Source organism: Thioflexithrix psekupsensis (assembly GCF_002149925.1).
Lineage (GTDB): Bacteria > Pseudomonadota > Gammaproteobacteria > Beggiatoales > Beggiatoaceae > Thioflexithrix > Thioflexithrix psekupsensis.
In genome coordinates this window covers 2,501-23,294 of record NZ_MSLT01000013.1, presented here as the reverse complement: position 1 = coordinate 23,294, position 20,794 = coordinate 2,501, and the positions used below count along the sequence as shown (strand labels likewise).

20 protein-coding genes are annotated in these 20,794 nt (G+C 40.1%); 11 read left to right on the top strand and 9 right to left on the bottom strand.

Annotation, left to right across the window (positions count from 1 at the left end; translation table 11 throughout):
* Nucleotides 1–52 precede the first annotated feature (52 nt).
* The 7 genes from TPSD3_RS10365 to parE form a co-directional block, all read right to left on the bottom strand.
* Nucleotides 53–955 carry a DUF2887 domain-containing protein gene (locus TPSD3_RS10365; RefSeq protein WP_086488481.1) on the bottom strand — a complete coding sequence of 301 codons (903 nt, stop codon included), beginning with the start codon at nucleotides 953–955 and terminating at the stop codon, nucleotides 53–55.
* 79 nt (nucleotides 956–1,034) lie between these two features.
* Nucleotides 1,035–1,901 carry a DUF2887 domain-containing protein gene (locus TPSD3_RS10360; protein WP_086488480.1) on the bottom strand — a complete coding sequence of 289 codons (867 nt, stop codon included), beginning with the start codon at nucleotides 1,899–1,901 and terminating at the stop codon, nucleotides 1,035–1,037.
* Between the two features lie 68 nt (nucleotides 1,902–1,969).
* Nucleotides 1,970–2,176 (bottom strand): DUF4351 domain-containing protein, encoded by a 207-nt coding sequence (locus tag TPSD3_RS10355; RefSeq protein WP_086488479.1) that lies wholly within the window; start codon nucleotides 2,174–2,176, stop codon nucleotides 1,970–1,972.
* Nucleotides 2,177–2,240: 64 nt separating this feature from the next.
* Nucleotides 2,241–3,272: an IS630 family transposase gene (locus tag TPSD3_RS10350; protein WP_086488478.1), complete on the bottom strand. Its 1,032-nt coding sequence runs from the start codon at nucleotides 3,270–3,272 to the stop codon at nucleotides 2,241–2,243.
* A gap of 206 nt (nucleotides 3,273–3,478) precedes the next feature.
* The gene (locus tag TPSD3_RS10340; protein WP_086488476.1) at nucleotides 3,479–4,009 is read right to left on the bottom strand and encodes a zinc ribbon domain-containing protein; all 531 of its coding nucleotides are present in this window, start codon (nucleotides 4,007–4,009) and stop codon (nucleotides 3,479–3,481) included.
* The gene (tgt, locus tag TPSD3_RS10335; protein ID WP_086488475.1) at nucleotides 4,000–5,121 is read right to left on the bottom strand and encodes a tRNA guanosine(34) transglycosylase Tgt; all 1,122 of its coding nucleotides are present in this window, start codon (nucleotides 5,119–5,121) and stop codon (nucleotides 4,000–4,002) included. The genes TPSD3_RS10340 and tgt overlap by 10 nt, the downstream gene beginning before the upstream one ends.
* 66 nt (nucleotides 5,122–5,187) lie before the next feature.
* Complete coding sequence (gene parE / locus TPSD3_RS10330) at nucleotides 5,188–7,071, bottom strand: DNA topoisomerase IV subunit B (RefSeq protein WP_086488474.1); 1,884 nt, start codon at nucleotides 7,069–7,071, stop codon at nucleotides 5,188–5,190.
* A 294-nt stretch (nucleotides 7,072–7,365) separates the two neighbouring features.
* Here parE and TPSD3_RS10325 point away from each other — a divergent pair, with 294 nt between their 5' ends.
* Nucleotides 7,366–8,151 (top strand): phosphoadenylyl-sulfate reductase, encoded by a 786-nt coding sequence (locus TPSD3_RS10325; RefSeq protein WP_086488473.1) that lies wholly within the window; start codon nucleotides 7,366–7,368, stop codon nucleotides 8,149–8,151.
* An 80-nt stretch (nucleotides 8,152–8,231) separates the two neighbouring features.
* Nucleotides 8,232–9,581 carry an ATP-binding cassette domain-containing protein gene (locus TPSD3_RS10320; RefSeq protein WP_086488472.1) on the top strand — a complete coding sequence of 450 codons (1,350 nt, stop codon included), beginning with the start codon at nucleotides 8,232–8,234 and terminating at the stop codon, nucleotides 9,579–9,581.
* Here TPSD3_RS10320 and TPSD3_RS10315 read toward each other — a convergent pair.
* Together TPSD3_RS10315 and TPSD3_RS10310 are read right to left on the bottom strand one after the other, a co-directional pair.
* Nucleotides 9,578–10,027 carry a hypothetical protein gene (locus TPSD3_RS10315; RefSeq protein WP_086488471.1) on the bottom strand — a complete coding sequence of 150 codons (450 nt, stop codon included), beginning with the start codon at nucleotides 10,025–10,027 and terminating at the stop codon, nucleotides 9,578–9,580. The genes TPSD3_RS10320 and TPSD3_RS10315 overlap by 4 nt on opposite strands.
* Nucleotides 10,028–10,029: 2 nt before the next feature.
* Nucleotides 10,030–10,458, bottom strand: a complete 429-nt coding sequence (locus TPSD3_RS10310) for a protein YgfX (protein WP_086488470.1) — start codon at nucleotides 10,456–10,458, stop codon at nucleotides 10,030–10,032.
* A gap of 299 nt (nucleotides 10,459–10,757) precedes the next feature.
* Here TPSD3_RS10310 and mutS point away from each other — a divergent pair, with 299 nt between their 5' ends.
* The 9 genes from mutS (at nucleotide 10,758) to TPSD3_RS10265 (ending at nucleotide 20,634) form a co-directional block, all read left to right on the top strand.
* Nucleotides 10,758–13,334 (top strand): DNA mismatch repair protein MutS, encoded by a 2,577-nt coding sequence (gene mutS / locus TPSD3_RS10305; RefSeq protein WP_086488469.1) that lies wholly within the window; start codon nucleotides 10,758–10,760, stop codon nucleotides 13,332–13,334.
* Nucleotides 13,331–14,176, top strand: coding sequence for an alpha/beta fold hydrolase (locus TPSD3_RS10300; protein ID WP_086488468.1), 846 nt, complete (start codon nucleotides 13,331–13,333; stop codon nucleotides 14,174–14,176). The genes mutS and TPSD3_RS10300 overlap by 4 nt, the downstream gene beginning before the upstream one ends.
* A 55-nt stretch (nucleotides 14,177–14,231) precedes the next feature.
* The gene (locus tag TPSD3_RS17960; protein WP_086488467.1) at nucleotides 14,232–14,558 is read left to right on the top strand and encodes an IS630 transposase-related protein; all 327 of its coding nucleotides are present in this window, start codon (nucleotides 14,232–14,234) and stop codon (nucleotides 14,556–14,558) included.
* Between the two features lie 25 nt (nucleotides 14,559–14,583).
* Complete coding sequence (locus TPSD3_RS17955) at nucleotides 14,584–15,081, top strand: IS630 family transposase (RefSeq protein ID WP_245391573.1); 498 nt, start codon at nucleotides 14,584–14,586, stop codon at nucleotides 15,079–15,081.
* 245 nt (nucleotides 15,082–15,326) lie between these two features.
* A complete protein-coding gene (locus tag TPSD3_RS10285) occupies nucleotides 15,327–16,271 on the top strand; it encodes an ABC-three component system protein (protein WP_086488465.1) in 945 nt (314 codons plus the stop codon).
* On the top strand, nucleotides 16,240–16,509 hold the full coding sequence (locus TPSD3_RS10280; protein WP_086488464.1) for an ABC-three component system middle component 6: 270 nt from the start codon (nucleotides 16,240–16,242) through the stop codon (nucleotides 16,507–16,509). Before TPSD3_RS10285 ends, TPSD3_RS10280 begins: the two co-directional genes overlap by 32 nt.
* Nucleotides 16,496–18,193, top strand: a complete 1,698-nt coding sequence (locus tag TPSD3_RS10275) for a DUF2326 domain-containing protein (RefSeq protein WP_086488463.1) — start codon at nucleotides 16,496–16,498, stop codon at nucleotides 18,191–18,193. Before TPSD3_RS10280 ends, TPSD3_RS10275 begins: the two co-directional genes overlap by 14 nt.
* Nucleotides 18,194–18,459: 266 nt before the next feature.
* Complete coding sequence (locus TPSD3_RS10270) at nucleotides 18,460–19,431, top strand: PQQ-dependent catabolism-associated beta-propeller protein (RefSeq protein ID WP_086488462.1); 972 nt, start codon at nucleotides 18,460–18,462, stop codon at nucleotides 19,429–19,431.
* Between the two features lie 12 nt (nucleotides 19,432–19,443).
* Nucleotides 19,444–20,634 carry an ABC transporter substrate-binding protein gene (locus tag TPSD3_RS10265; RefSeq protein WP_086488461.1) on the top strand — a complete coding sequence of 397 codons (1,191 nt, stop codon included), beginning with the start codon at nucleotides 19,444–19,446 and terminating at the stop codon, nucleotides 20,632–20,634.
* Nucleotides 20,635–20,794 lie beyond the last annotated feature (160 nt).

Here is a 20,794-nt window from a genome sequence, read left to right as displayed (position 1 = left end):
GCTGAATTAGAATTTATGATAAATAAACTCCTGTTCAGCACAAAAAAATAAATTAATCCTGAAAAACATCCTCTAAGGTTTTCGCATCCAATATATTCAAAGCCCACTGTTCCAATTGAGCAGATGTCGCATTCTCAATTTTACTCTCCATAGAATAAGGCAATTCCCCAAAACGCTTTTTTAACTGACGCATAAAAATACCGCGTTCGCCATTGGTTCGGCCTTGTGTTTGGCCTTTGCGTTCGCCTTCGGTCATTCCCATGTGGTAAATATCTTGTCCTGCTTGGGTGTCCATTAAGTTTAAATTTAGCATGTTAATTACCTCTTCATTGCTCAGTTTACGAAAGCGATTTAATAGGAATAATTCCACAATATTAATCGCCTCTTCGCGTTGTTCATTATCGGGGTAAATCTTGCGAATTTGTTGACCCCAATCTTGTATCTTTTGCTTTAATTCTTGCTTGCCCAAATGTTCTGAAACCGTAAATGGCACAAGGATAATTAAACGCTCATCCGCCGCTAATAATTCAGCTTCAGTATAATCCGTTAATACCTTTTCAATTAAGCGTATTTTACCGTCTAATAATTGCTCTAGCGGTAAAGCCGCATTTTGGTATTGTTGTTGAGTATAGATGATAATTCCAGTCACTGGATTATCCGTTTGGCTTTTCATGCACACTTGCAGCATATTCGCTACGGTACGAAAACGAATATATTTGTCTGAATAACCTTGAAATTCGATAATAATTCGATTGGTTTCCGTTTCAAGAACAGGCAAGCCTTCTACATCAGGACGTTGCACTCGTTTTTCTTTAAATTCTACCGCACGAAATTCATAAGTTTCCGCTATTTTTGCAGGAAAACCCAGTAATTTTAATAAAGCCTTACCGCTTAATTGCATTAATTGCAAAAAAGTTTCATCCGTGTCGCGTAAGGTTTTTTTAGATGTGGACATTAATAAATCCTTAACATTTATTTTTGTGCTGAATTAGAATTTATGATAAATAAACTCCTGTTCAGCACAAAAAAATAAATTAATCCTGAAAAACATCCTCTAAGGTTTTCGCATCCAATATATTCAAAACCCACTGTTCCAATTGAGCAGATGTCGCATTCTCAATTTTACTCTCCACAGAATAAGGCAATTTCCCAAAACGCTTTTTTAACTGACGCATAAAAATATCACGTTCGCCTTCAGTCATTCCCATGTGGTAAATATCTTGTCCTGCTTGGGTGTCCATTAAGTTTAAATTTAGCATGTTAATTACCTCTTCATTGCTCAGTTTACGAAAGCGATTTAATAGGAATAATTCCACAATATTAATCGCCTCTTCGCGTTGTTCATTATCAGGGTAAATCTTGCGAATTTGTTGACCCCAATCTTGTATCTTTTGCTTTAATTCTTGCTTGCCCAAATGTTCTGAAACCGTAAATGGCACAAGGATAATTAAACGCTCATCCGCCGCTAATAATTCAGCTTCAGTATAATCCGTTAATACCTTTTCAATTAAGCGTATTTTACCGTCTAATAATTGCTCTAGCGGTAAAGCCGCATTTTGGTATTGTTGTTGAGTATAGATGATAATTCCAGTCACTGGATTATCCGTTTGGCTTTTCATGCACACTTGCAGCATATTCGCTACGGTACGAAAACGAATATATTTGTCTGAATAACCTTGAAATTCGATAATAATTCGATTGGTTTCCGTTTCAAGAACAGGCAAGCCTTCTACATCAGGACGTTGCACTCGTTTTTCTTTAAATTCTACCGCACGAAATTCATAAGTTTCCGCTATTTTTGCAGGAAAACCCAGTAATTTTAATAAAGCCTTACCGCTTAATTGCATTAATTGCAAAAAAGTTTCATCCGTGCCGCGTAAGGTTTTTTTAGATGTGGACATTAATAAATCCTTAACATTTATTTTTGTGCTGAATTAGAGATAAATTCCTATTCAGCGCAAAAAATAATTTAATCCTGAAAAACATCCTCTAACGTTTTCGCATCCAATATATTCAAAACCCACTGTTCCAATTGAGCAGATGTCGCATTCTCAATTTTACTCTCCACAGAGTAAGACAATTTCCCAAAACGCTTTTTTAACTGACGCATAAAAATATCACGTTCGCCTTCGGTCATTCCCATGTGGTAAATATCTTGTCCTGCTTGGGTGTCCATTAAGTTTAGATTTATATACCAAAATTATGTGAGATATAAAAACAAATTAAGTTCTAATATCTAGCTAGATATTAGGTATAAGATACTGTTTAATTTTATTAAACTTAAACACTTTACCTGACAAAAAGGTCTCAAACATACTAGTGACTTCTTTAAAGCTTGATAGACGATGAAAATTCTTTCTGACCCAATTCTTACCTTGAAGCCAAATATCCTCGACTGGATTTTGCTCTGGGGCATTAGGTGCAAATCTTAATAAACGAACTTTCCATTCTGATTCTGGAAGTCCCCCATTTAATTTCTCTAAATAAGTTCTTAAACCTTCAGAACGATGATAACTTGCACCATCCCAAATAATCACATGACGGGCTTCTTTATATCTGTAAATGAGCCAGTTAATAAAGTCTATCGTATATTTTGTATCAGCTTTCTTTGCCCTATCTAAAATAAATTCTCCCGTATAAATATTCACCGCTCCATACCACGTTTGAGACGTGCGATAATTACTCATCTTTATTGACGTTCTTTCTCCTTTTTTCGACCAAATATAACCACAAATATCTCCCCACAACTGATGGCTTTCGTCTTGCATCCAGTACATTACCTCTCCACTTTCTATCTGTTCACGCTCCTTATCTATTAAATCCTTAATCTCTTTTTTTTTAGCTTCTACTTTTACCTCATCTTTTGCCGAATTCTCTTTGTGTGTCTTCTTATAACTTAAATTCGCTTCTTCTAATAATTTAGTATAAGAAGTATTTGAAGAATAGAAAACATCATACTCCTCTTTTAAGTATCTCTTTAGTTCCTCTATTGTTATTGTCTTCTTTTCTTGTATCCAATTAATCACATCTTCTCGTTCACGCGGCTTTAAATACCCTGGTGAGCCTTTATACGCTAACTTTAATCCTTCAACCCCTGACGCTAAATAAATGGCTTTCCATTTATCCACAAATTGCACACTGACACAACACGCTAAAGCCGCTTCCGCACGCACAAAACCAAGCAAAGACATTCTTACTGCCATCGCTCGCTTCACTTCTCTCGCCTCACCTGTTGACATTAACTCTTCTAAATCTTCATATCTTTTGTTCATTATTCTCTCCTATTTGAAAAGTATTATTATACGACTCTGAAAAAATTGGTATATAACTATCCATTTTCCTTGTAAATTCAAATTATAAGTTTCACTGGCTTTTAAATCAATCTCATAACCAATTGTCTGAAATCCAACACTTTCAAAAAAGTCAAGATTTGATTGAGGTCTTAATAACTTTTCTATTTTTTCCAAATAATTCATTCTCACCCCACCACCGAATAATAAACCCCAAACATCCCCCCCACAATCGCCAATAATAACGACAAGCGTGGATAAGCCATTCCAATGGCTGCGACAATGACCATTATCGGTAAAAATTCTAAAAATCCATGCCGCACAAATCCTTCTGTTAATAAAAATCCTGATAATAATCCTAATCCCAATCCCACTAATAAACGAAATAATAACGCCCTATTTTCTTGTTCAATTAACTGTGCCTCTTGTTCTTCGGGAGTTAATATAATTTCTTCTTCTTTTTCTGATTCTGATGGATGATCAATAAAAGTAAAACTATCGGCTTTAGATTTCTTTTTAGCACCCGATGGAGTCGATTTAGAAAATAAAACACGACACGGCTCAGGATTGCCACATTCAGGACACGCGCCTTCATGGTCGCGGGGCAATTTAATGTGGCAATCTTCGCATTCAATCCGCTGATCTGCCCCGCATTTAGGACAGAATTCAGCCCGATCTGAAATTCGCGCCTTGCACCGAAAACATTTAATCAGTGCCATTCATTTATCGCATCATTACACTGTTGCATTCTATAAAAATCAGTCACAAATGCGTCTAATTGCTGCATTTGAATCGCTGACCGTAATCCTTGCATTAAAAATTGATAATAATGTAAATTATGCACCGTATTTAAATGCGCGCCTAAAATTTCTTTACTGCGATCTAAATGATGCAAATACGCACGGCTGTAATGTTGACAAGTATAACAGGTACATTGTTCGTCTAATGGGCGCGTATCGTGACGATGACGACTATTACGAATTTTCACCACGCCGTGACGAGTAAATAAATGCCCATTACGGGCATTGCGCGTGGGCATGACGCAATCAAACATGTCTATCCCACAACGCACCGCTTCCACAATATCACTCGGCGTTCCCACGCCCATGAGATAACGCGGCTTATCCGCAGGCATTTGCGGCGTTATACTGTTTAAAATACGCATTCGCTCTTCTTTCGGCTCGCCTACCGATAAACCACCTATCGCATAACCATCAAAATCAATCGCTTGCAAACCGTGTAACGATTCTTGACGCAAAAATTCATACATGCCGCCTTGCACAATACCGAATAAAGCCGCTGTATTTCCTTCGTGGGCTTTTTTAGAACGATCCGCCCAACGTAAAGACAACTGCATAGAATCCCGCGCTTGCGTTTCCGTCGCAGGATAAGGCGTACACTCATCAAAAATCATCACAATATCCGCGCCTAAAGCCTTTTGCACCGCCATCGACTCTTCTGGGCCTAAAAAAACCTTATCTCCATTGATGGGAGAACGAAATAACACGCCTTTTTCGCTGATTGTCCGCATTTTTCCCAGACTAAATACCTGAAATCCCCCCGAATCGGTCAAAATCGGTTGAGACCAGTGCATAAAATCATGCAAATCGCCGTGCGCTTGAATCACGGCCGTGCCGGGGCGTAACATTAAATGAAATGTATTGCCTAAAATAATCTGCGCCCCTGTCGCCATCACATTTTCAGGCGACATCGCTTTGACACTTCCCACCGTGCCGACGGGCATAAACGCAGGCGTATCCACCACCCCTCGCGTAAACACCAAACGCCCATGCCGCGCTTGCTTATCCTGTGCGATTTTTTCAAAAAACAAGAGAATATCCTTTTATATCCCAATTCACACCCATTTAACTCTGATTTAACCACGACTTAACCGCGATTAAATCACCGCTAAATTGCCTTTATCTTCCAACCAAACTCGACGATCATTAGCGCGTTTTTTCGCCAATAACATATCCAGAATTTGCTGGGTTTGTTCCCATTCTTCTAAAGTTAAACGCACCAAACGACGCGTTTCAACAGCCATTGTGGTTTCACGTAATTGCATCGGATTCATTTCGCCTAATCCTTTAAACCGCTGCACATTCACTTTACCTTTTTTCTTTTCTGCGGCAATGCGATTTAAAACGCCTTGCTTTTCTTCATCATTGAGCGCGTAATAAACCGAATCGCCAATGTCCAAGCGATATAAAGGTGGCATCGCCACATGTAAATGGCCTGCTTCTACGACGGGGCGAAAATGTCGCACAAATAACGCACACAATAAAGTCGCAATGTGCGCGCCGTCTGAATCGGCATCCGCTAAAATACAAATTTTACCATAACGTAAACCCGACAGATCATCCGAACTGGGATCAACGCCAATCGCCACCGCAATATCATGCACTTCCTGCGAAGCCAACACTTCAGAAGAATCCACTTCCCACGTATTTAAAATTTTCCCACGCAAGGGCATCACCGCTTGAAAAGTACGATCCCGGGCTTGTTTGGCCGAGCCACCCGCAGAGTCACCTTCGACTAGGAATAATTCCGTTTGACGCATGTCTTGTAAACTGCAATCGGCTAATTTACCGGGTAAGGCTGGCCCACTCACGGCTTTTTTACGGACTACTTTGCGGTCAGCTTTTAAGCGTTTTTGTGCATTGGCAATCGCCCATTCGGCCAAACGCTCTCCCCATTCCACATGCTGATTCAGCCATAAACTAAACGAATCCCGCACCACACCCGATACAAAACTGGCACAGGCACGAGAAGACAACCGCTCTTTAGTCTGGCCAGAAAATTGCGGATCGGCCATTTTTACCGATAACACATAAGCACAGCGATCCCAAATGTCCTCTGGTGCTAATTTAACGCCTCGCGGCAATAAATTACGGTAATCACAAAATTCGCGCATCGCTTCCAACAAACCACTGCGCAAACCATTCACATGCGTGCCACCTTGCGGCGTGGGGATGAGATTGACATAACTTTCCGTCGTCCATTCTGACGAGTCCATCGCCCATAATACAGCCCAATCCACCGCTTCCGTTTCAGCCATAAAATGACCGATAAAAGGCGTATCAGGCAAGCAAGTCACACCGTTAAGTTGTTCTAATAAATACGTAGTCAGACCATCTTGATAACACCACGTTTGCGTATCACCGCTGTCTTCTTCGGTAAATTGAATGCGCAACCCCGCACACAATACCGCTTTCGCCCGCAATAAATGGCGCAAACGCGACACGGAAAAACGAGGATTATCAAAATAATGCGAATTGGGAGAAAAACGCACGGTTGTTCCCGTGTCGTGGGCATCGCCGACGGCGGTTAATTCTGACATTTTCTCCCCATTGGCAAATGTCATTTGATAACGACGGCCGTGGCGGCGAATACTCACTTCCAAATGGGTGGAAAGCGCGTTGACCACCGACACACCCACGCCATGTAATCCACCTGCAAATTGATAATTTTTATGAGAAAACTTCCCGCCTGCATGTAAGCGCGTCAAAATCAATTCAACCCCCGTCACACCATGTTCTGGGTGTAAATCAACGGGCATTCCCCGCCCATCATCGCGCACACTCAACGAGCCGTCCCGATGCAGCGTCACTTCGATAGATTTGGCATAGCCTGCCAACGCCTCATCGACGCTGTTATCAATGACTTCTTGCGCCAAGTGATTGGGACGGGCTGTATCTGTGTACATGCCAGGGCGTTTCTGCACGGGCGTTAAACCGCTTAACACTTCAATGTCTACGGCATCATAACCTGTTTGCGTCACCGTGTTACCTTCCTTATAGGTCAAAAGCAATGAAAGATTTGGGTGTGAAATGTAAAGGAGTGTGCCAGTCGAGTCAAATCGCAATCAAAACAAAGGCATTTTTACTGTACTTTAGTTTATAACTGAAAGTTATAAGAATATGACTAAACGATATTTTTTTATGATAACAAATTTTGCTAATCTACATATATGTTCTGTTTATCACACACGTTCATGTCACTTATGCGGGAGTGAGGCGATAAATCAGATCAGAATATCTTTGTTTTATATCAGAAAATCGGAGAATTTAACCAAATGAGCCATTATGTGCAGCAAATCGAAGCATGGGCAGATCAATATGCCGACCGCGATCCACAAGCAATTTTAGAGTTTGCTTTACAAGAGTTTGATTCTATAGCTATCTCTTTTAGTGGCGCGGAAGACGTGGTGTTGATCGACATGGCCACTCGTTTGAAAAAACCAATTTCAGTTTTTTCTTTAGATACAGGTCGTTTACATGGTGAAACCTATAAATTTTTAGAAAAAGTCAGACTTCGTTACGATTTAGACTTAGAAATTTTATTTCCCGAATCCTCAGCCGTGCAAGAATTGGTGCAACGTCAGGGATTATATGGTTTTTATCGAGAAGGGCATTATGAGTGCTGTGCGGTGCGCAAAGTGGAGCCGTTGCGGAAAAAGTTATCGACCCTGTCCGCTTGGATTACAGGTCAACGCCGCGATCAAAGTCCCACGCGCCATCATATCCCGGTGGTGCAGATTGATCCTGCTTTTTCAACGGTACACCGTACTTTGATTAAATTCAATCCCTTAGCGGAGTGGCGTTCAGAACAGGTGTGGCAATACATTCGAGAACACAATGTGCCATATAACCCATTGCATACCCAAGGTTTTGTCAGTATTGGCTGTGAGCCTTGCACTCGTGCCGTGTTACCTAATCAGCATGAACGCGAGGGGCGTTGGTGGTGGGAAAATACAACTGCCAAAGAATGCGGTTTACATGCGGGAAATCTTGGGCGTTCCATTCCTTCTACGCCGCCCGCGCCGTCGATTAATCCCGTTAAAATTGCTGTTGGGGTTTAAGAAAAAAAGGGGGGAATAATCGTTTTATATTCTCCCTTTTTTTAACCATTTTATTTTAACTTAAAATAGAATTATTTATCATGTATCAATATCAAGCCATTGAACAACAATTATTAGAAGAACGTACGGGACAATTTCGGTTTCAAGTGGAGCGTTATTTAGCGGGAAAATTAAGTGAAGATGAATTTCGTCCTTTGCGCTTAATGAATGGGGTATATTTGCAGCGACATGCGCCGATGCTAAGGGTAGCGATTCCCTATGGTTTATTGTCTGCGGCGCAATTACAAGTTTTAGCCGAAATAGCCACCAATTATGACAAAGGTTATGGGCATTTTACCACACGGCAAAATATCCAATTTAATTGGATTAAATTAACCGATGTGCCAAAAGTATTAGAAAAATTGGCAACGGTACAAATGCACGCCATTCAAAGCGGTGCGCGTTGGAATTATTTAGCGGCTTGGGGTTATGTGTTGCAGCGGGAATTAGGCGATTTAAATTTATTAAATGAAAATCCACCTTCAGAAACGGTACAATTAGCCCAGAAAAAAGCACAAACATTTGTCACAGCATTATATAAAAATGTCCCTGTTTTAGATGCCGCAGCACGGGCTTCAACTAATACTTTTGTGCAGCGTGGTATTGGTTTTGTTTTTCAACATTATGCGTTATTTAGGCATTTATCGGTATTTGAAAATGTGGTTTTTGGAATGCGGGTAAAAAAACGCCCTGAACGTTTATCCAATGCGGCAATTGCAGATCGCGTGCATGAGTTATTGCGTTTGGTGCAATTGGATAATATGGCGCAGCGTTTTCCTTCTCAATTATCAGGTGGACAACGGCAAAGAGTCGCTTTAGCACGGGCTTTAGCAATTCAGCCTAAAGTTTTATTATTAGATGAGCCTTTTGGCGCATTAGATGCCAAAGTCAGAACCGAATTAAGAAACTGGTTAAGAGAATTGCATCATCAATTGCAATTTACCAGTATTTTTGTCACGCATGATCAAGAGGAAGCCTTAGAAGTTTCTGATCGCATTGTGCTGATGAATCAAGGACATATTGAGCAAGTCGGCACGCCTGATGAGGTGTTTCATCAACCGGCCACAGAATTTGTCATGCAGTTTTTGGGAGAGGTTAATTTTTTTCATGGACGACAATTTGATAAGGTTTTAGAAACCGAACAAAAATATTTTGTGCGTCCTTATGATTTTGAAATTATTTTTACTAAAACTAATCAAGCCTTACCTGTCACCATACATCGCATTTTAACCGCTAATTCTGTGGTAAAAATTGATGTATTAGATGAACATCGTCAGCGCATTATTTTACATTTATCCCATAAAGAATTCAGTGAATATGCGCTGACCATTGGACAAACGGTATTTATTCGCCCGCGCCGACAATTACAAGTGGTGAATGAATCGTGTTAATAAATATTATCCACAGCCAATCTAAATTCTTCTATCTTTCCATTGACTTCAACTTGATAAACCCCTGCGGGTAAATTGCGTATATTCAATGGAATAATCTCGTCAAACTCCTGGTTTTCAGGCGTACAAGGTACGCCTGCTTTTTCGCCAATTTCCATATTTAATTTAAAATAATTATCGCGCTGTTCTTCCGTGATAGCAGCAATCGTTTGGCAGCGTTTGGGCAAACTCACTTGCACCCAAACATTGGCTTGCGCAGGAAATGTTTCCAACACCTTCACTTGAATACCTTGCACGTAAGGCGACGGCTTGCTGGTGGGTTTGGGCGCGCTGTCTGTCACTTGACGCGGGTCTTGTTGTATAACTTGACGCGGTGAACACGCCCCCATACTCAAGGCAAGCACAACAAGACTACTCAGTAAAGGATAACGACTAATATCAAACATCTTTAAATCTCTTTGATTTTATTAGGAAAAGAATAACGAAGTCGCACACATAAACGACGAAATTCAACTTTTGGCAAGGCATCGGGCAGAATGATTACAGTGTATTGCTGTTGTCTTTCTGTATTAACCTGTAAAACAATTCCCCACGGATGAGCGATACAACGAGATGTCGCCTGCGCTTTATCGCCATGGTGCAGATAAAATTGATCATAGTCTAACACGGCATGGTTTAAGGGATGTTGATCAATGCGTCGTTGCTGCTGAATCTGGTAATAGTGCGAAAAAAACGCCGCCACACTGCCCAGCAAAGCCAATGGCCACGGTAACGACGACAACCATAGGCACAAACACCCTCCCCCATGAATCACCGCACTGAACGCCTGCAAACGTTTTGACGGAATTAATTGTATTTCTATTGGCTCATCTAACATGGCTCACCCTACTCCTGATCTTTATTTATTATTAAGCAGTGGTAGTAGTGTAACTTTTTCCCTGTTGAAAACTCCACTTTTTTCTTATAAATCAAAAAATTATCCTGTTGAAAAGATGTTGAAAACTGTTGAGTTTTGCCGGTGTTAGGCGATTTTTAGTTGAATATTACAAAAGTTTTCAACAGGTTATCAACAACTTTTCAACAGGTTTTCAACAGGCAGGCCTGACTATGGCAATAACGCAAAACGTGTAAAATAGCGAGCTTATTTAATTTGCGCCAAAAGTTGAGAACCAAAGAATGACGACAAGCGATTTCAGCCAACATACCCCCATGATGCAGCATTATTTGCGTATTAAAGCCGAATATCCCGACATGTTACTGTTTTATCGTATGGGGGATTTTTATGAGCTTTTTTTTGAAGATGCGCGGCGGGCGGCGCGTTTGCTTGATATTACTTTAACGGCTCGCGGTCGCAGCGCAGGCGATGACATTCCCATGGCCGGAATTCCACATCACGCGCTGGAAAATTACTTGGCCAAATTGGTGCGGGCAGGAGAATCGGCGGTGATTTGTGAACAAGTGGGCGATCCCGTGGCCAAGGGATTGGTCGAACGGCAAATTACACGTATTATAACGCCCGGCACACTGACAGATGAAGCCTTGTTAGAAGAGCGGCAGGATAATTTATTGGGCGCGATTTATCGCACGGATCAACAATTTGGTTTGGCCACTTTAGACTTGGCCAGTGGGCGTTTTCTGGTCATTGAAGTGCCTAATTTTAGTTTATTACTCAGTGAGTTGGAACGATTGCGCCCTGTTGAATTATTGGTGAGCGAAGCGCAAATATTTAATTTACCCAGTCATTTTAACTTACGCACTCGTGCTGAGTGGCAATTTGAATTAATCACGGCTAAAAAATTGTTAAATCAACAACTTGGAACGCATGATTTAAAAGGTTTTGGTTGTGAGCATTTAACGGCGGGTTTATGTGCGGCGGGGGCTTTATTGTCTTTCGCGCAGGAAACACAACGGGCTGCGCTGCCGCATTTACAAGGTTTACGTTGGGAGCGGCGCGAGGAATGTGTGTTGATCGACGCGGCCAGCCGTCGTAATTTAGAGCTAGACAGTCGCTTGACCACGGGGATCAAAGAGCATACTGTCATTCACGTGTTAGATCAATGTGCGACACCGATGGGTAGCCGTTTGTTGCGACGTTGGTTACACCGTCCGTTGCGTGATACAAAAGTGTTACAGGCACGTCATGCCAGTGTTGGTTATTTATTAGAGCGCATGAATAATGTGGCTTTATATGAATTATTGCGCGGCATTGGCGATATGGAGCGAATTTTGACCCGTGTGGCATTAAAAACAGCTCGCCCACGTGATTTAATTCAATTACGTCAAGCGATTGGATTGTTGCCGCAATTGCAAACGGTATTGGCGCGTTTTAATGAAGCCAATTTGCAACGCATTGCGACAGGAATTAATCAATTTCCAGAATTACATGCAGAATTGCTTAAAGCCATTATTGATACACCACCGCAATTATTGCGTGATGGTGGTGTAATTGCAGCGGGTTATGATGCGCAATTGGATGAATTGCGCCAACTCAGTGAACATTCCGAAACATTTTTAACCGATTTGGAAAATAGAGAGCGCATTCGCACAGGAATAGAACGTTTAAAAGTCGGTTATAATCGGGTGCATGGTTATTATATTGAAGTGAGTCAAAATCAAGCGCATCGTGTGCCGGTAGATTATCGCCGTCGGCAAACTTTAAAAGCGGCCGAACGTTATATCACTGAAGAATTAAAACAATTTGAAGATAAAGTTCTCAGTGCGAAAGATCGGGCGTTAAGTTTAGAAAAATATTTATATGAACAGTTATTAGAAAAGATTGCGCAAGTTTTAACCGAATTGCAAAACAGCAGCGCGGCGATTGCGGAATTAGATGTATTAAATACTTTTGCCGAGCGGGCAGATACTTTAAAATTATATCCGCCGACTTTTGTAGAAACGGAAGGCATAGAGATTATTGAAGGGCGACATTTGGTGGTAGAAGCGGTGCAAAATACGCCATTTACGCCCAATGATATTAAACTCGATGCCAAGCGACGAATGTTGATTATTACTGGCCCGAATATGGGCGGTAAATCGGTGTTAATGCGGCAAACGGCTTTAATTATTTTACTGGCGCATATAGGCAGCTTTGTTCCCGCTCAACAGGCGATTATGGGGCCTATTGATGGCATTTATACGCGAATCGGTGCCAGCGATGATTTAGCGGGCGGGCGTTCCACTTTTATGGTTGAAATGACAGAAACCGCTAATATTTTACATAATGCCAGCCGTTATAGTTTGGTATTAATGGATGAAATTGGACGCGGCACCAGTACTTTTGACGGTTTATCTTTGGCGTGGGCGTGTGCGGAATTTTTGGCGAAACAAGTGCAAGCCTTGACGCTATTTGCGACGCATTATTTTGAATTAACACATTTACCAGAAACGGTGCTTAATTGTGCTAATATTCATTTAGATGCGGTAGAGCAAGAGGATAAATTAATTTTTATGCACAAAGTGCGTCCTGGCCCTGCCAATCAAAGTTATGGTTTACAAGTGGCTTTATTAGCGGGAGTGCCTAAAAAAGTGGTGAGTCGAGCGCGACAAAAATTAAAACAATTGGAATTGCAACAAGGACAAGTCAATGCCATGCAATTGGGTTTATTTCAAGCGCAATCTGTTGAAACAAAATCACCAGAAACACACCCTGTAGTAACTCAATTACAACAGTTATCGTTAGAAGAAATGACACCGCGTCAAGCCTTAGAATGCTTATTTAAATTAAAGCAAGCCGCAGAGGGAAATGAATCATGAATTATTTAGCGATGCGCATTGATCGGGTGACTTGTCCTGATAACAATGGACAACATCATATCGTTTATAGTGATTGGGGTAATCATGACGCAAATTCTACTGTTTTATGCCTGCATGGATTAACCCGAAATCGTCATGATTTTGACTTATTAGCGCGTTATTTAATGACAGATTATCGCGTAATTTGTGTGGATGTGGTGGGGCGGGGTGACAGCGATTATTTAACCGATCCTAAACAATATCACTATAGCACTTATGTGAAAGATATTTTTTCTTTATTACAACAGTTAGGTCTTGATAAAATAGATTTAATCGGCACGTCAATGGGAGGCTTAATTGGTTTGCATTTGGCTGCATTAGCCAATTCTCCGATTAAACGGCTTATTTTAAATGATATTGGCCCCATTGTGCCGCAAGAGGCTTTAGCGAGAATTGCGCGTTATATTCGTCAACATACTTTTCCTGATTTGGCGAGTATTAGCGCACATTTAAGACAGCGTTATGCCAGTTTTGGCCCTTTGACCGAATCGCAATGGCAACATGTAATTGAACACAGTATTCAACATTTACCCACAGGTGAATATTGTTTAGCTTATGATCCTGAAATTGCGCAGACTTTTCATAGCGATAAAGTGGCCAATTTATGGACGACATGGCTTGCGGTCAAACAGCCGATTTTATTACTACATGGTGAACAATCGGATGTTTTACCTTTCCCCGTAGTAGAACAAATGCAGGCTTCACGGCCAGATTTATGTGTTGTACACATTCCCAACACAGGACATTCGCCCATGTTGATGTCGTCGGATCAAATGGAAATTGTGGGGAATTGGTTGGGGTGAAAATAAGTGGCTCTCTGTGAAATATAGCACCCGCACCACAAAAGGAGTATAAAAAATGACCTATTCAAGAGACTTTCGAGAACGTGTATTAAAAACTAGACAAGAAGAGAATCTGACCCTTGCAGAGGTAGCAGAACGCTTTAAGGTGGCGATAGCCAGCGTAGTAAGGTGGGGTAAAGTCTTAGAACCCAAACGGACGCGGAATAAACCCACTAAAATAGACATGGAAGCATTAAAACGTGATGTTGAGCTTCACCCTGATGCTTATCATTACGAACGAGCGGCACGGTTTGGGATAAGCGAAAGCGGGATTCGTAGCGCATTAAAACGTTTAGGGGTTAGCCGTAAAAAAAACACTCAAGCATCCCAAAGCCGACTCTGAGCTAAGACAAGTCTTCCAGAGCAAAATAGACCATTATAAGAACGTTGGTAAACACATTGTTTTTATTGATGAAAGCGGCTTTGCTCACGACATGCCGCGCCGTTTTGGGTATGCGTCTGTTGGCAAACGTTGTTTTGGTTCACACGATTGGCACGCCAAAGGACGCACTAATGTCATCGGTGCTTTGCTCGATTTTGATTTATTAACCATCAGTTTGTTTACTGGAGCGATTAATTCTCATGTTTTTTTCGCTTGGGTCACTCAAGATTTGCTGCCTAAACTCCCTGAAAATGCCGTCATTGTGATGGATAACGCCACTTTTCATAAGCGACATGATATTCAGCAGGCTATTTTGGCGGCGGGACACGTCTTGGAATATTTACCCCCTTATTCCCCAGATTTAAATCCTATTGAACATAAATGGGCGCAAGCTAAAGCTCTCCGTAAACAACAGCATTGTTCTATTGATGAACTCTTTTTACTTAATTCTATTTATAGTGCGGATGCTATACCAAAAAGATAGGGTTCGTAGAATCCTTATTTTGTCAGAATCAGAATTTACAGACACAAGAATTTTCAAAATTTATTCTTGCAAATCGTTTATTTTAAACAGATTTTTTATTTTTTAATTCTGAAAATCCTAAAATTCTGTAAATTCTGATTCTGACAGAAAAATTTTATGAATGACTTAATTTTGGTATATATATGTGAGCCACTCAAACTTAACTTTAGCAACCATTTTCAAATTTTAAAAACTGGATTTATTAAATGAATAATGAAAATTTTTGGTTTCGTACTTTATTTAAAGTAAAAATTTATGAAACATCCAGTGAACATTTTCAGAGATTATTTCAAGATGTAATGAGCTATCGTTATCCTAGCTTTCAATCCGTTGCCCCTTATGGTAATCAAGGCGATGGTGGCAATGATGGATGGATGCCTAATGAGGGGTATTATTTTCAAGTTTATGGGAAAAAAGCCAGTTCAAAGATAAATTTATCTTCTGTTTTAAAAAAAGCAGTAACAGATTTTAATGAATTAAGAAATAATTATGGCGATATAAAACAATATCATTTTGTTTATAATGATCGTTTTGAGGGTACGCCTGCGCCTATTGGCAAGGCTTTATTAGAATTAAAAAAGAAATATAATTTAGAAGAAGCCAGTGCATGGAATAGTGCAAAATTAGAACGAGTTTTTATGGAATTGGATTATGATCAAAAAGAAAGTATTTTATATAGCATTCCTGCTGAATTGCCAGATTTTATTGATCCGCGTGCCATTGCTGAAATATTAAAACATTTAGCAAATAAGGCAATTCATCGAGTTGATACAAATTTAATTGCTCCTGATTTTGACACAAAAATTCGTATAAATGGACTTACCTCTCCCGTACCAGATTTTTTACGTTGCTATTCTTACCAACAAGGCGAAATTGATGATTTTTTACACAAGAGAGACCCTGCTTTAAAACAGATTGTTGCAGAAGAAATGCGTGGTTTTTATCAAAACAGTAAAATTGAAATTCCAGATAGTATTGAAAATGGAGCCAATCTGCGTTATGTATGGATAATGGAGCAATTAATTCCTGAAATATGTAAAAAAAATCCTCATAGCTTTAAAGCCTATCGAGAAGCAGCACAAGTGATTTTAGCAAAATATTTTGAAGCCTGTGATATTTATGAATCTCCAAACACAATTATTACCTCATAAGCATATTCGTTTTTCTGAATCGTTCATTGGATTGGCAGGTTGTGTGCGCCAACTTTTAAAAGAACCACGAACCGCTGATGAAATTTGGCACTTATTAAATAGTGAAGATTCAACTTGGTTTTATAAACCCACTTTTGAACAAGTACTTATTGCCATTGTTATTTTATTTGCATTAGGTCAAATTAAAGAAATCGAAAATAAAAAATTAAGTATTATTTTACATCATGAAACTCATTAAATTATCAGCTAATAAACCCAGTTTTAAAACCATTTCTTTTAATCCAAATGGTTTAACGCTTATTCTTGGTGATGCCTCAAAAGACGGTAAAGAAGGCAGCAGTAATGGTGTGGGTAAAACGTTGGCTTTAGAATTGGTGCATTATTGTCTTGGTGCAAATACGCCGTCTATTTTTAAAGAAAAATTAAAAGATTGGATTTTTTATTTAGATTTTATGATAAATGATCAACAGTATCGTGTTGAACGCAGTGCAGATGGTAAAAAAATTTATTTAAACAGCGAAGAAATTAAATTAGTAGATTATCGCAATTGGTTAAATCAATGCGGCGTATTTGATTTAAACAATAAAAAGGACTCATTAAGTTTTCGCTCATTATTGATTCGTTTTGCGCGTCGTTTGCGGGAAGATTGTGTTGATCCTTTAAAAACACATAAAGAACCCGATGTTGAAGCCCAATTAAGAACCTTTTTTTTATTGGATTTAGATTATAATTCTATTTTTATAAAACAATCCCATAAAAAGCGTTTGGATGATTTGAAAAAGACAATTAAAAATTGGGATGATGATCCTATTTTACATGAATTATTTCAGGCGGGTAATGAACCTAAATTACGCTTGGATTGGTTGAATAAAGAAATTCCATTGCTTGAAAATGATTTGGCACAATTTACTGTTGCTGAAAACTATCATTATTTAGTATTAGAAGCACAAGGATTAACTCAACAATTGCGTCAAATTGAAAAAGTGATTGAAATTGGTCATTTTCAATTGCAAGGCATTGAAAAATCTTTACAACAACAATCTGATATTTCACGTTTAGAACTTTTGGATTTGTACAAAGGATTAGAGCAGGTATTTAGACCTGAGACATTGGCTCATTTTGAGGCTGTTGAAACATTTCATCAAACTTTTCTTGAAAATCGTAAGAAACGTTTAGAAGCTGATAAATTACAAATTTTACAAGAAATAGAACAAAAGGATAAAGAACGGCAAAAAATAGGATTATTACGTGATCAATTAATGAAAGAATTGCAAGGCAAACGGGCTTTAGATGAATATACCGCTTTAAGTAATAAATTAGCCACATTAAAATCAGAACGGGTTAAATTACAGGAATATCTAAAATTTAAGGATAAACTGGAAGAAGAAAAGCAGTTATTAAAAGAAGAAATGCTTAGACAAGATGCCAATACAAGCGATTATGTAAAGACGGATCCAATTTCGGAATATAAAGCGTTTTTTCAGTCTATTGCCACTCAACTTTATCCGCATTGCATGTCTGGTATTGTATTGGAAAATAATACTGGTGATAATCAATTGCGTTATAAATTTTCTGTGCAAATTGAAGGGGATAATTCGGATGGAATTAATGACGCTAAAATTTTATGTTTTGATTGGTTATTACTAATGAAAGGTAAAAATCATCATGTTGATTTTTTATGGCATGATAATCGATTATTTGCCAATATGGGTTCTAATCCACGTGCAGCATGGTTTAAGTTTGCATTGGCACAATTAGAAAATTCGGATAAACAATATATTGCCACGGTGAATATAGAAAATTATGAAAGCATGTTAGAACATTTAAATCATGCTCAAAAAGAAATCTTAGGACAGGCCGTTGTGCTTAAACTAAGAGATGATAATGTTAAGAATAAATTATTAGGTATTCAATTTGGGTAGTTTTTAGTTACAACTTCATAATTAAGCACCTAAATGAAAATAATTTGGTGTTAATTTCATTGTTTAACTAGTGTTTTACCTTTCCCCGTAGTAGAACAAATGCAGGCTTCACGGCCAGATTTATGTGTTGTACACATTCCCAACACAGGACATTCGCCCATGTTGATGTCGTCAGATCAAATGGAAATTGTAGCGAATTGGTTGGGGTGAAAGTATAACAGCATGCGATTTTATCCCCATCAACACACCAAAGGAGTCCATACGCAATGCGTAAAGTCACTGTTATTTCTTCATTTTTCATCGGCTTATCCGCGGCTTTTCCACTCAATGCCAGTCAGTTATTTATCAGTTTAGAGAAAGACAACGCGGTGCTGGTGCTGGATCGGGCGAATCAGTACGAGAAAATCGCCAGTATTCCTGTGAATGAGCAACCGCGGGCGTTAAAGTTTAGCCCTGATTACAAACAACTTTACGTCGCTTGCGGCGATGGAAATACGATAGATGTCATTGATGTACAAGAAAAACGGGTGGTGAAAAGCCTAGATGTCGGCGAAGAGCCTGAAATTTTTGATTTAAGTCCCGACGGCAAAACCTTGTACGTTTCAAATGAGGATGATGGCGAATTAACCATTTTTGATATAGACAATGAAACGGCTATCGCCAAGATCGAAGTCGGCGAAGAACCCGAAGGCGTGTTGGTCAGTCATGATGCGACACGGGTTTATGTGACTTCAGAAGTCGCCAATATGGTGCATGTCGTTGATGTTAGTACCCATGAGTTGTTGGCCAACATTGTTGTGGGGAATCGTCCGCGTCGTTTTGCCTTAACGCAAGACGGTAAAACGTTGTTTGTCAGTAACGAAATCGGTGGCACGGTCAGCGTCATTGACACGGAAACATTTACGGTGACACGTGAATTGTCTTTCACTCCCAAAGGTTTCCGTCCTGAACAGATTACACCTGTTGATTTGTTGTTGACAAAAGATGAAAAAACTTTGTATGTCACTTTAGGCCGTGCCAATCATGTGGCTGTTGTGGCGATGGCTGATTTTAGCGTGACGGATTATATTTTGGTAGGACAACGGGCGTGGGGTTTGGCCTTGAGTCCTGATGAGCAGTTCTTATACGTTGCAAATGGTTTAAGTGACGACATGTCTATTATTGACGCTAAAACTCACAAAGTGTTACGTTCCCTTCCCGTCGGCCGCGTGCCACACAGCATTGTGATTGCACCGTAAAAGGATTTTTTTATGAAAAATCACCTAATACTGTTATTATTCAGTGGCTTATTTTTAGCTTTTTTCGCCGCGTCCAGTGCAGCAGACAACCCAGTGCAAACCATCGTCGTGGGTTATTTAGAATATGCCAAAGATGAGCGTTACACCTCACGGCGTTTAGAAGCCCGCTACCGTTTACAGCCATGGGGGCGACCTTTTGCCGGCGCGGAATTGGGCGTGAAAGACAGTCGTTTTCCTTTGATGTCGCGTCAAGTTGCGTTGCAACTGGCCAAACGTACTGAGCGCAGTGTCGAAGATTTATTGTTACAAATCAATAAATTATACGAAGAAGATGTGCATTTTTTTCTTGTCGATTTCCCCGACGATATTCTGCATGAAGTGGCGCAAAAAACACGAGATAAGTCATTATTATTGTTTAATATTTCGGCATTAGGTGTGGCATTGCGTCAAGAGGGGTGTCAAGCGCATTTGTTTCACGTCGCACCCAGTTGGGACATGTTGACCGATGCGCTGGCGCAATATTTGGTTACACGTCAATGGCGTGACATTCTGGTTTTAGCCGGAGAAAGTGAGGCCGATCAAGCGTTAAACACTATTTTTTTAGATTCAGCTAAACGTTTTGGCTTAAAAGTAGTGGAAACGCGACCGTTTCAATTAAGTCGTGATCCCCGCCATCGCCATCAGAATAATGTTGCTTTGTTGACGGGAAAAGCCAAGTATGACGTGGTGTTTGTGGCGGATACACATGGCGAATTTGCGCGTTATGTGCCGTATCAAACTTTATTGCCGCGTCCTGTCGTGGGGAGTAACGGTTTAGTGCCAGAATGGTGGTTTTGGTCGTGGGATCGGCACGGCGCGCCGCAAGTCAACGGACGTTTTCAAAAACAGGCCGGACGATTAATGACGGGTTACGATTGGTCAGCGTGGATGGCGATTAAAGTGGTCACAGAGGCGATAATTCGCAGTCATTCATTGAATTTTAATGACTTATCTGCTTATATTCGCAGCAATGACTTAGTGCTAGACGGAACAAAAGGAACGCCGCAGAATTTTCGTCAATGGAACAATCAGTTAAGACAACCTCTATTTGTTGCCAGTGGTGATGCGGTGGTCGAACGTTTGCCTTTGGATGGTTTTTTACATCCTACCAACCAGTTGGATACGCTTGGTATTGATGAAACGCGAAATCGCTGTCAATTTTGATGCGATAACGCTCTGATCACAGACCCCGAAAAATTTTTCCAAAAAAACCTTGACAGGGATTTTCCTGCTCTGTATAGTGCGCGGCTTACCTGAGACAAACGAAGCGGGAACGCAGAGCGGGAGAGTTGAGAGTCCGCGAGCTTTTACAGAAGTAGAAGCG

Bases quoted from the DNA above. Each gene is read 5' to 3' on its own strand.
- TPSD3_RS10365 (WP_086488481.1), bottom strand. From the start codon at position 955: ATGTCCACATCTAAAAAAACCTTACGCGACACGGATGAAACTTTTTTG.
- TPSD3_RS10360 (WP_086488480.1), bottom strand. From the start codon at position 1,901: ATGTCCACATCTAAAAAAACCTTACGCGGCACGGATGAAACTTTTTTG.
- TPSD3_RS10355 (WP_086488479.1), bottom strand. From the start codon at position 2,176: ATGGACACCCAAGCAGGACAAGATATTTACCACATGGGAATGACCGAA.
- TPSD3_RS10350 (WP_086488478.1), bottom strand. From the start codon at position 3,272: ATGAACAAAAGATATGAAGATTTAGAAGAGTTAATGTCAACAGGTGAG.
- TPSD3_RS10340 (WP_086488476.1), bottom strand. From the start codon at position 4,009: ATGGCACTGATTAAATGTTTTCGGTGCAAGGCGCGAATTTCAGATCGG.
- TPSD3_RS10325 (WP_086488473.1), top strand. From the start codon at position 7,366: ATGAGCCATTATGTGCAGCAAATCGAAGCATGGGCAGATCAATATGCC.
- TPSD3_RS10320 (WP_086488472.1), top strand. From the start codon at position 8,232: ATGTATCAATATCAAGCCATTGAACAACAATTATTAGAAGAACGTACG.
- TPSD3_RS10315 (WP_086488471.1), bottom strand. From the start codon at position 10,027: ATGTTTGATATTAGTCGTTATCCTTTACTGAGTAGTCTTGTTGTGCTT.
- TPSD3_RS10310 (WP_086488470.1), bottom strand. From the start codon at position 10,458: ATGTTAGATGAGCCAATAGAAATACAATTAATTCCGTCAAAACGTTTG.
- mutS (WP_086488469.1), top strand. From the start codon at position 10,758: ATGACGACAAGCGATTTCAGCCAACATACCCCCATGATGCAGCATTAT.
- TPSD3_RS10300 (WP_086488468.1), top strand. From the start codon at position 13,331: ATGAATTATTTAGCGATGCGCATTGATCGGGTGACTTGTCCTGATAAC.
- TPSD3_RS17960 (WP_086488467.1), top strand. From the start codon at position 14,232: ATGACCTATTCAAGAGACTTTCGAGAACGTGTATTAAAAACTAGACAA.
- TPSD3_RS10285 (WP_086488465.1), top strand. From the start codon at position 15,327: ATGAATAATGAAAATTTTTGGTTTCGTACTTTATTTAAAGTAAAAATT.
- TPSD3_RS10280 (WP_086488464.1), top strand. From the start codon at position 16,240: ATGAATCTCCAAACACAATTATTACCTCATAAGCATATTCGTTTTTCT.
- TPSD3_RS10275 (WP_086488463.1), top strand. From the start codon at position 16,496: ATGAAACTCATTAAATTATCAGCTAATAAACCCAGTTTTAAAACCATT.
- TPSD3_RS10270 (WP_086488462.1), top strand. From the start codon at position 18,460: ATGCGTAAAGTCACTGTTATTTCTTCATTTTTCATCGGCTTATCCGCG.
- TPSD3_RS10265 (WP_086488461.1), top strand. From the start codon at position 19,444: ATGAAAAATCACCTAATACTGTTATTATTCAGTGGCTTATTTTTAGCT.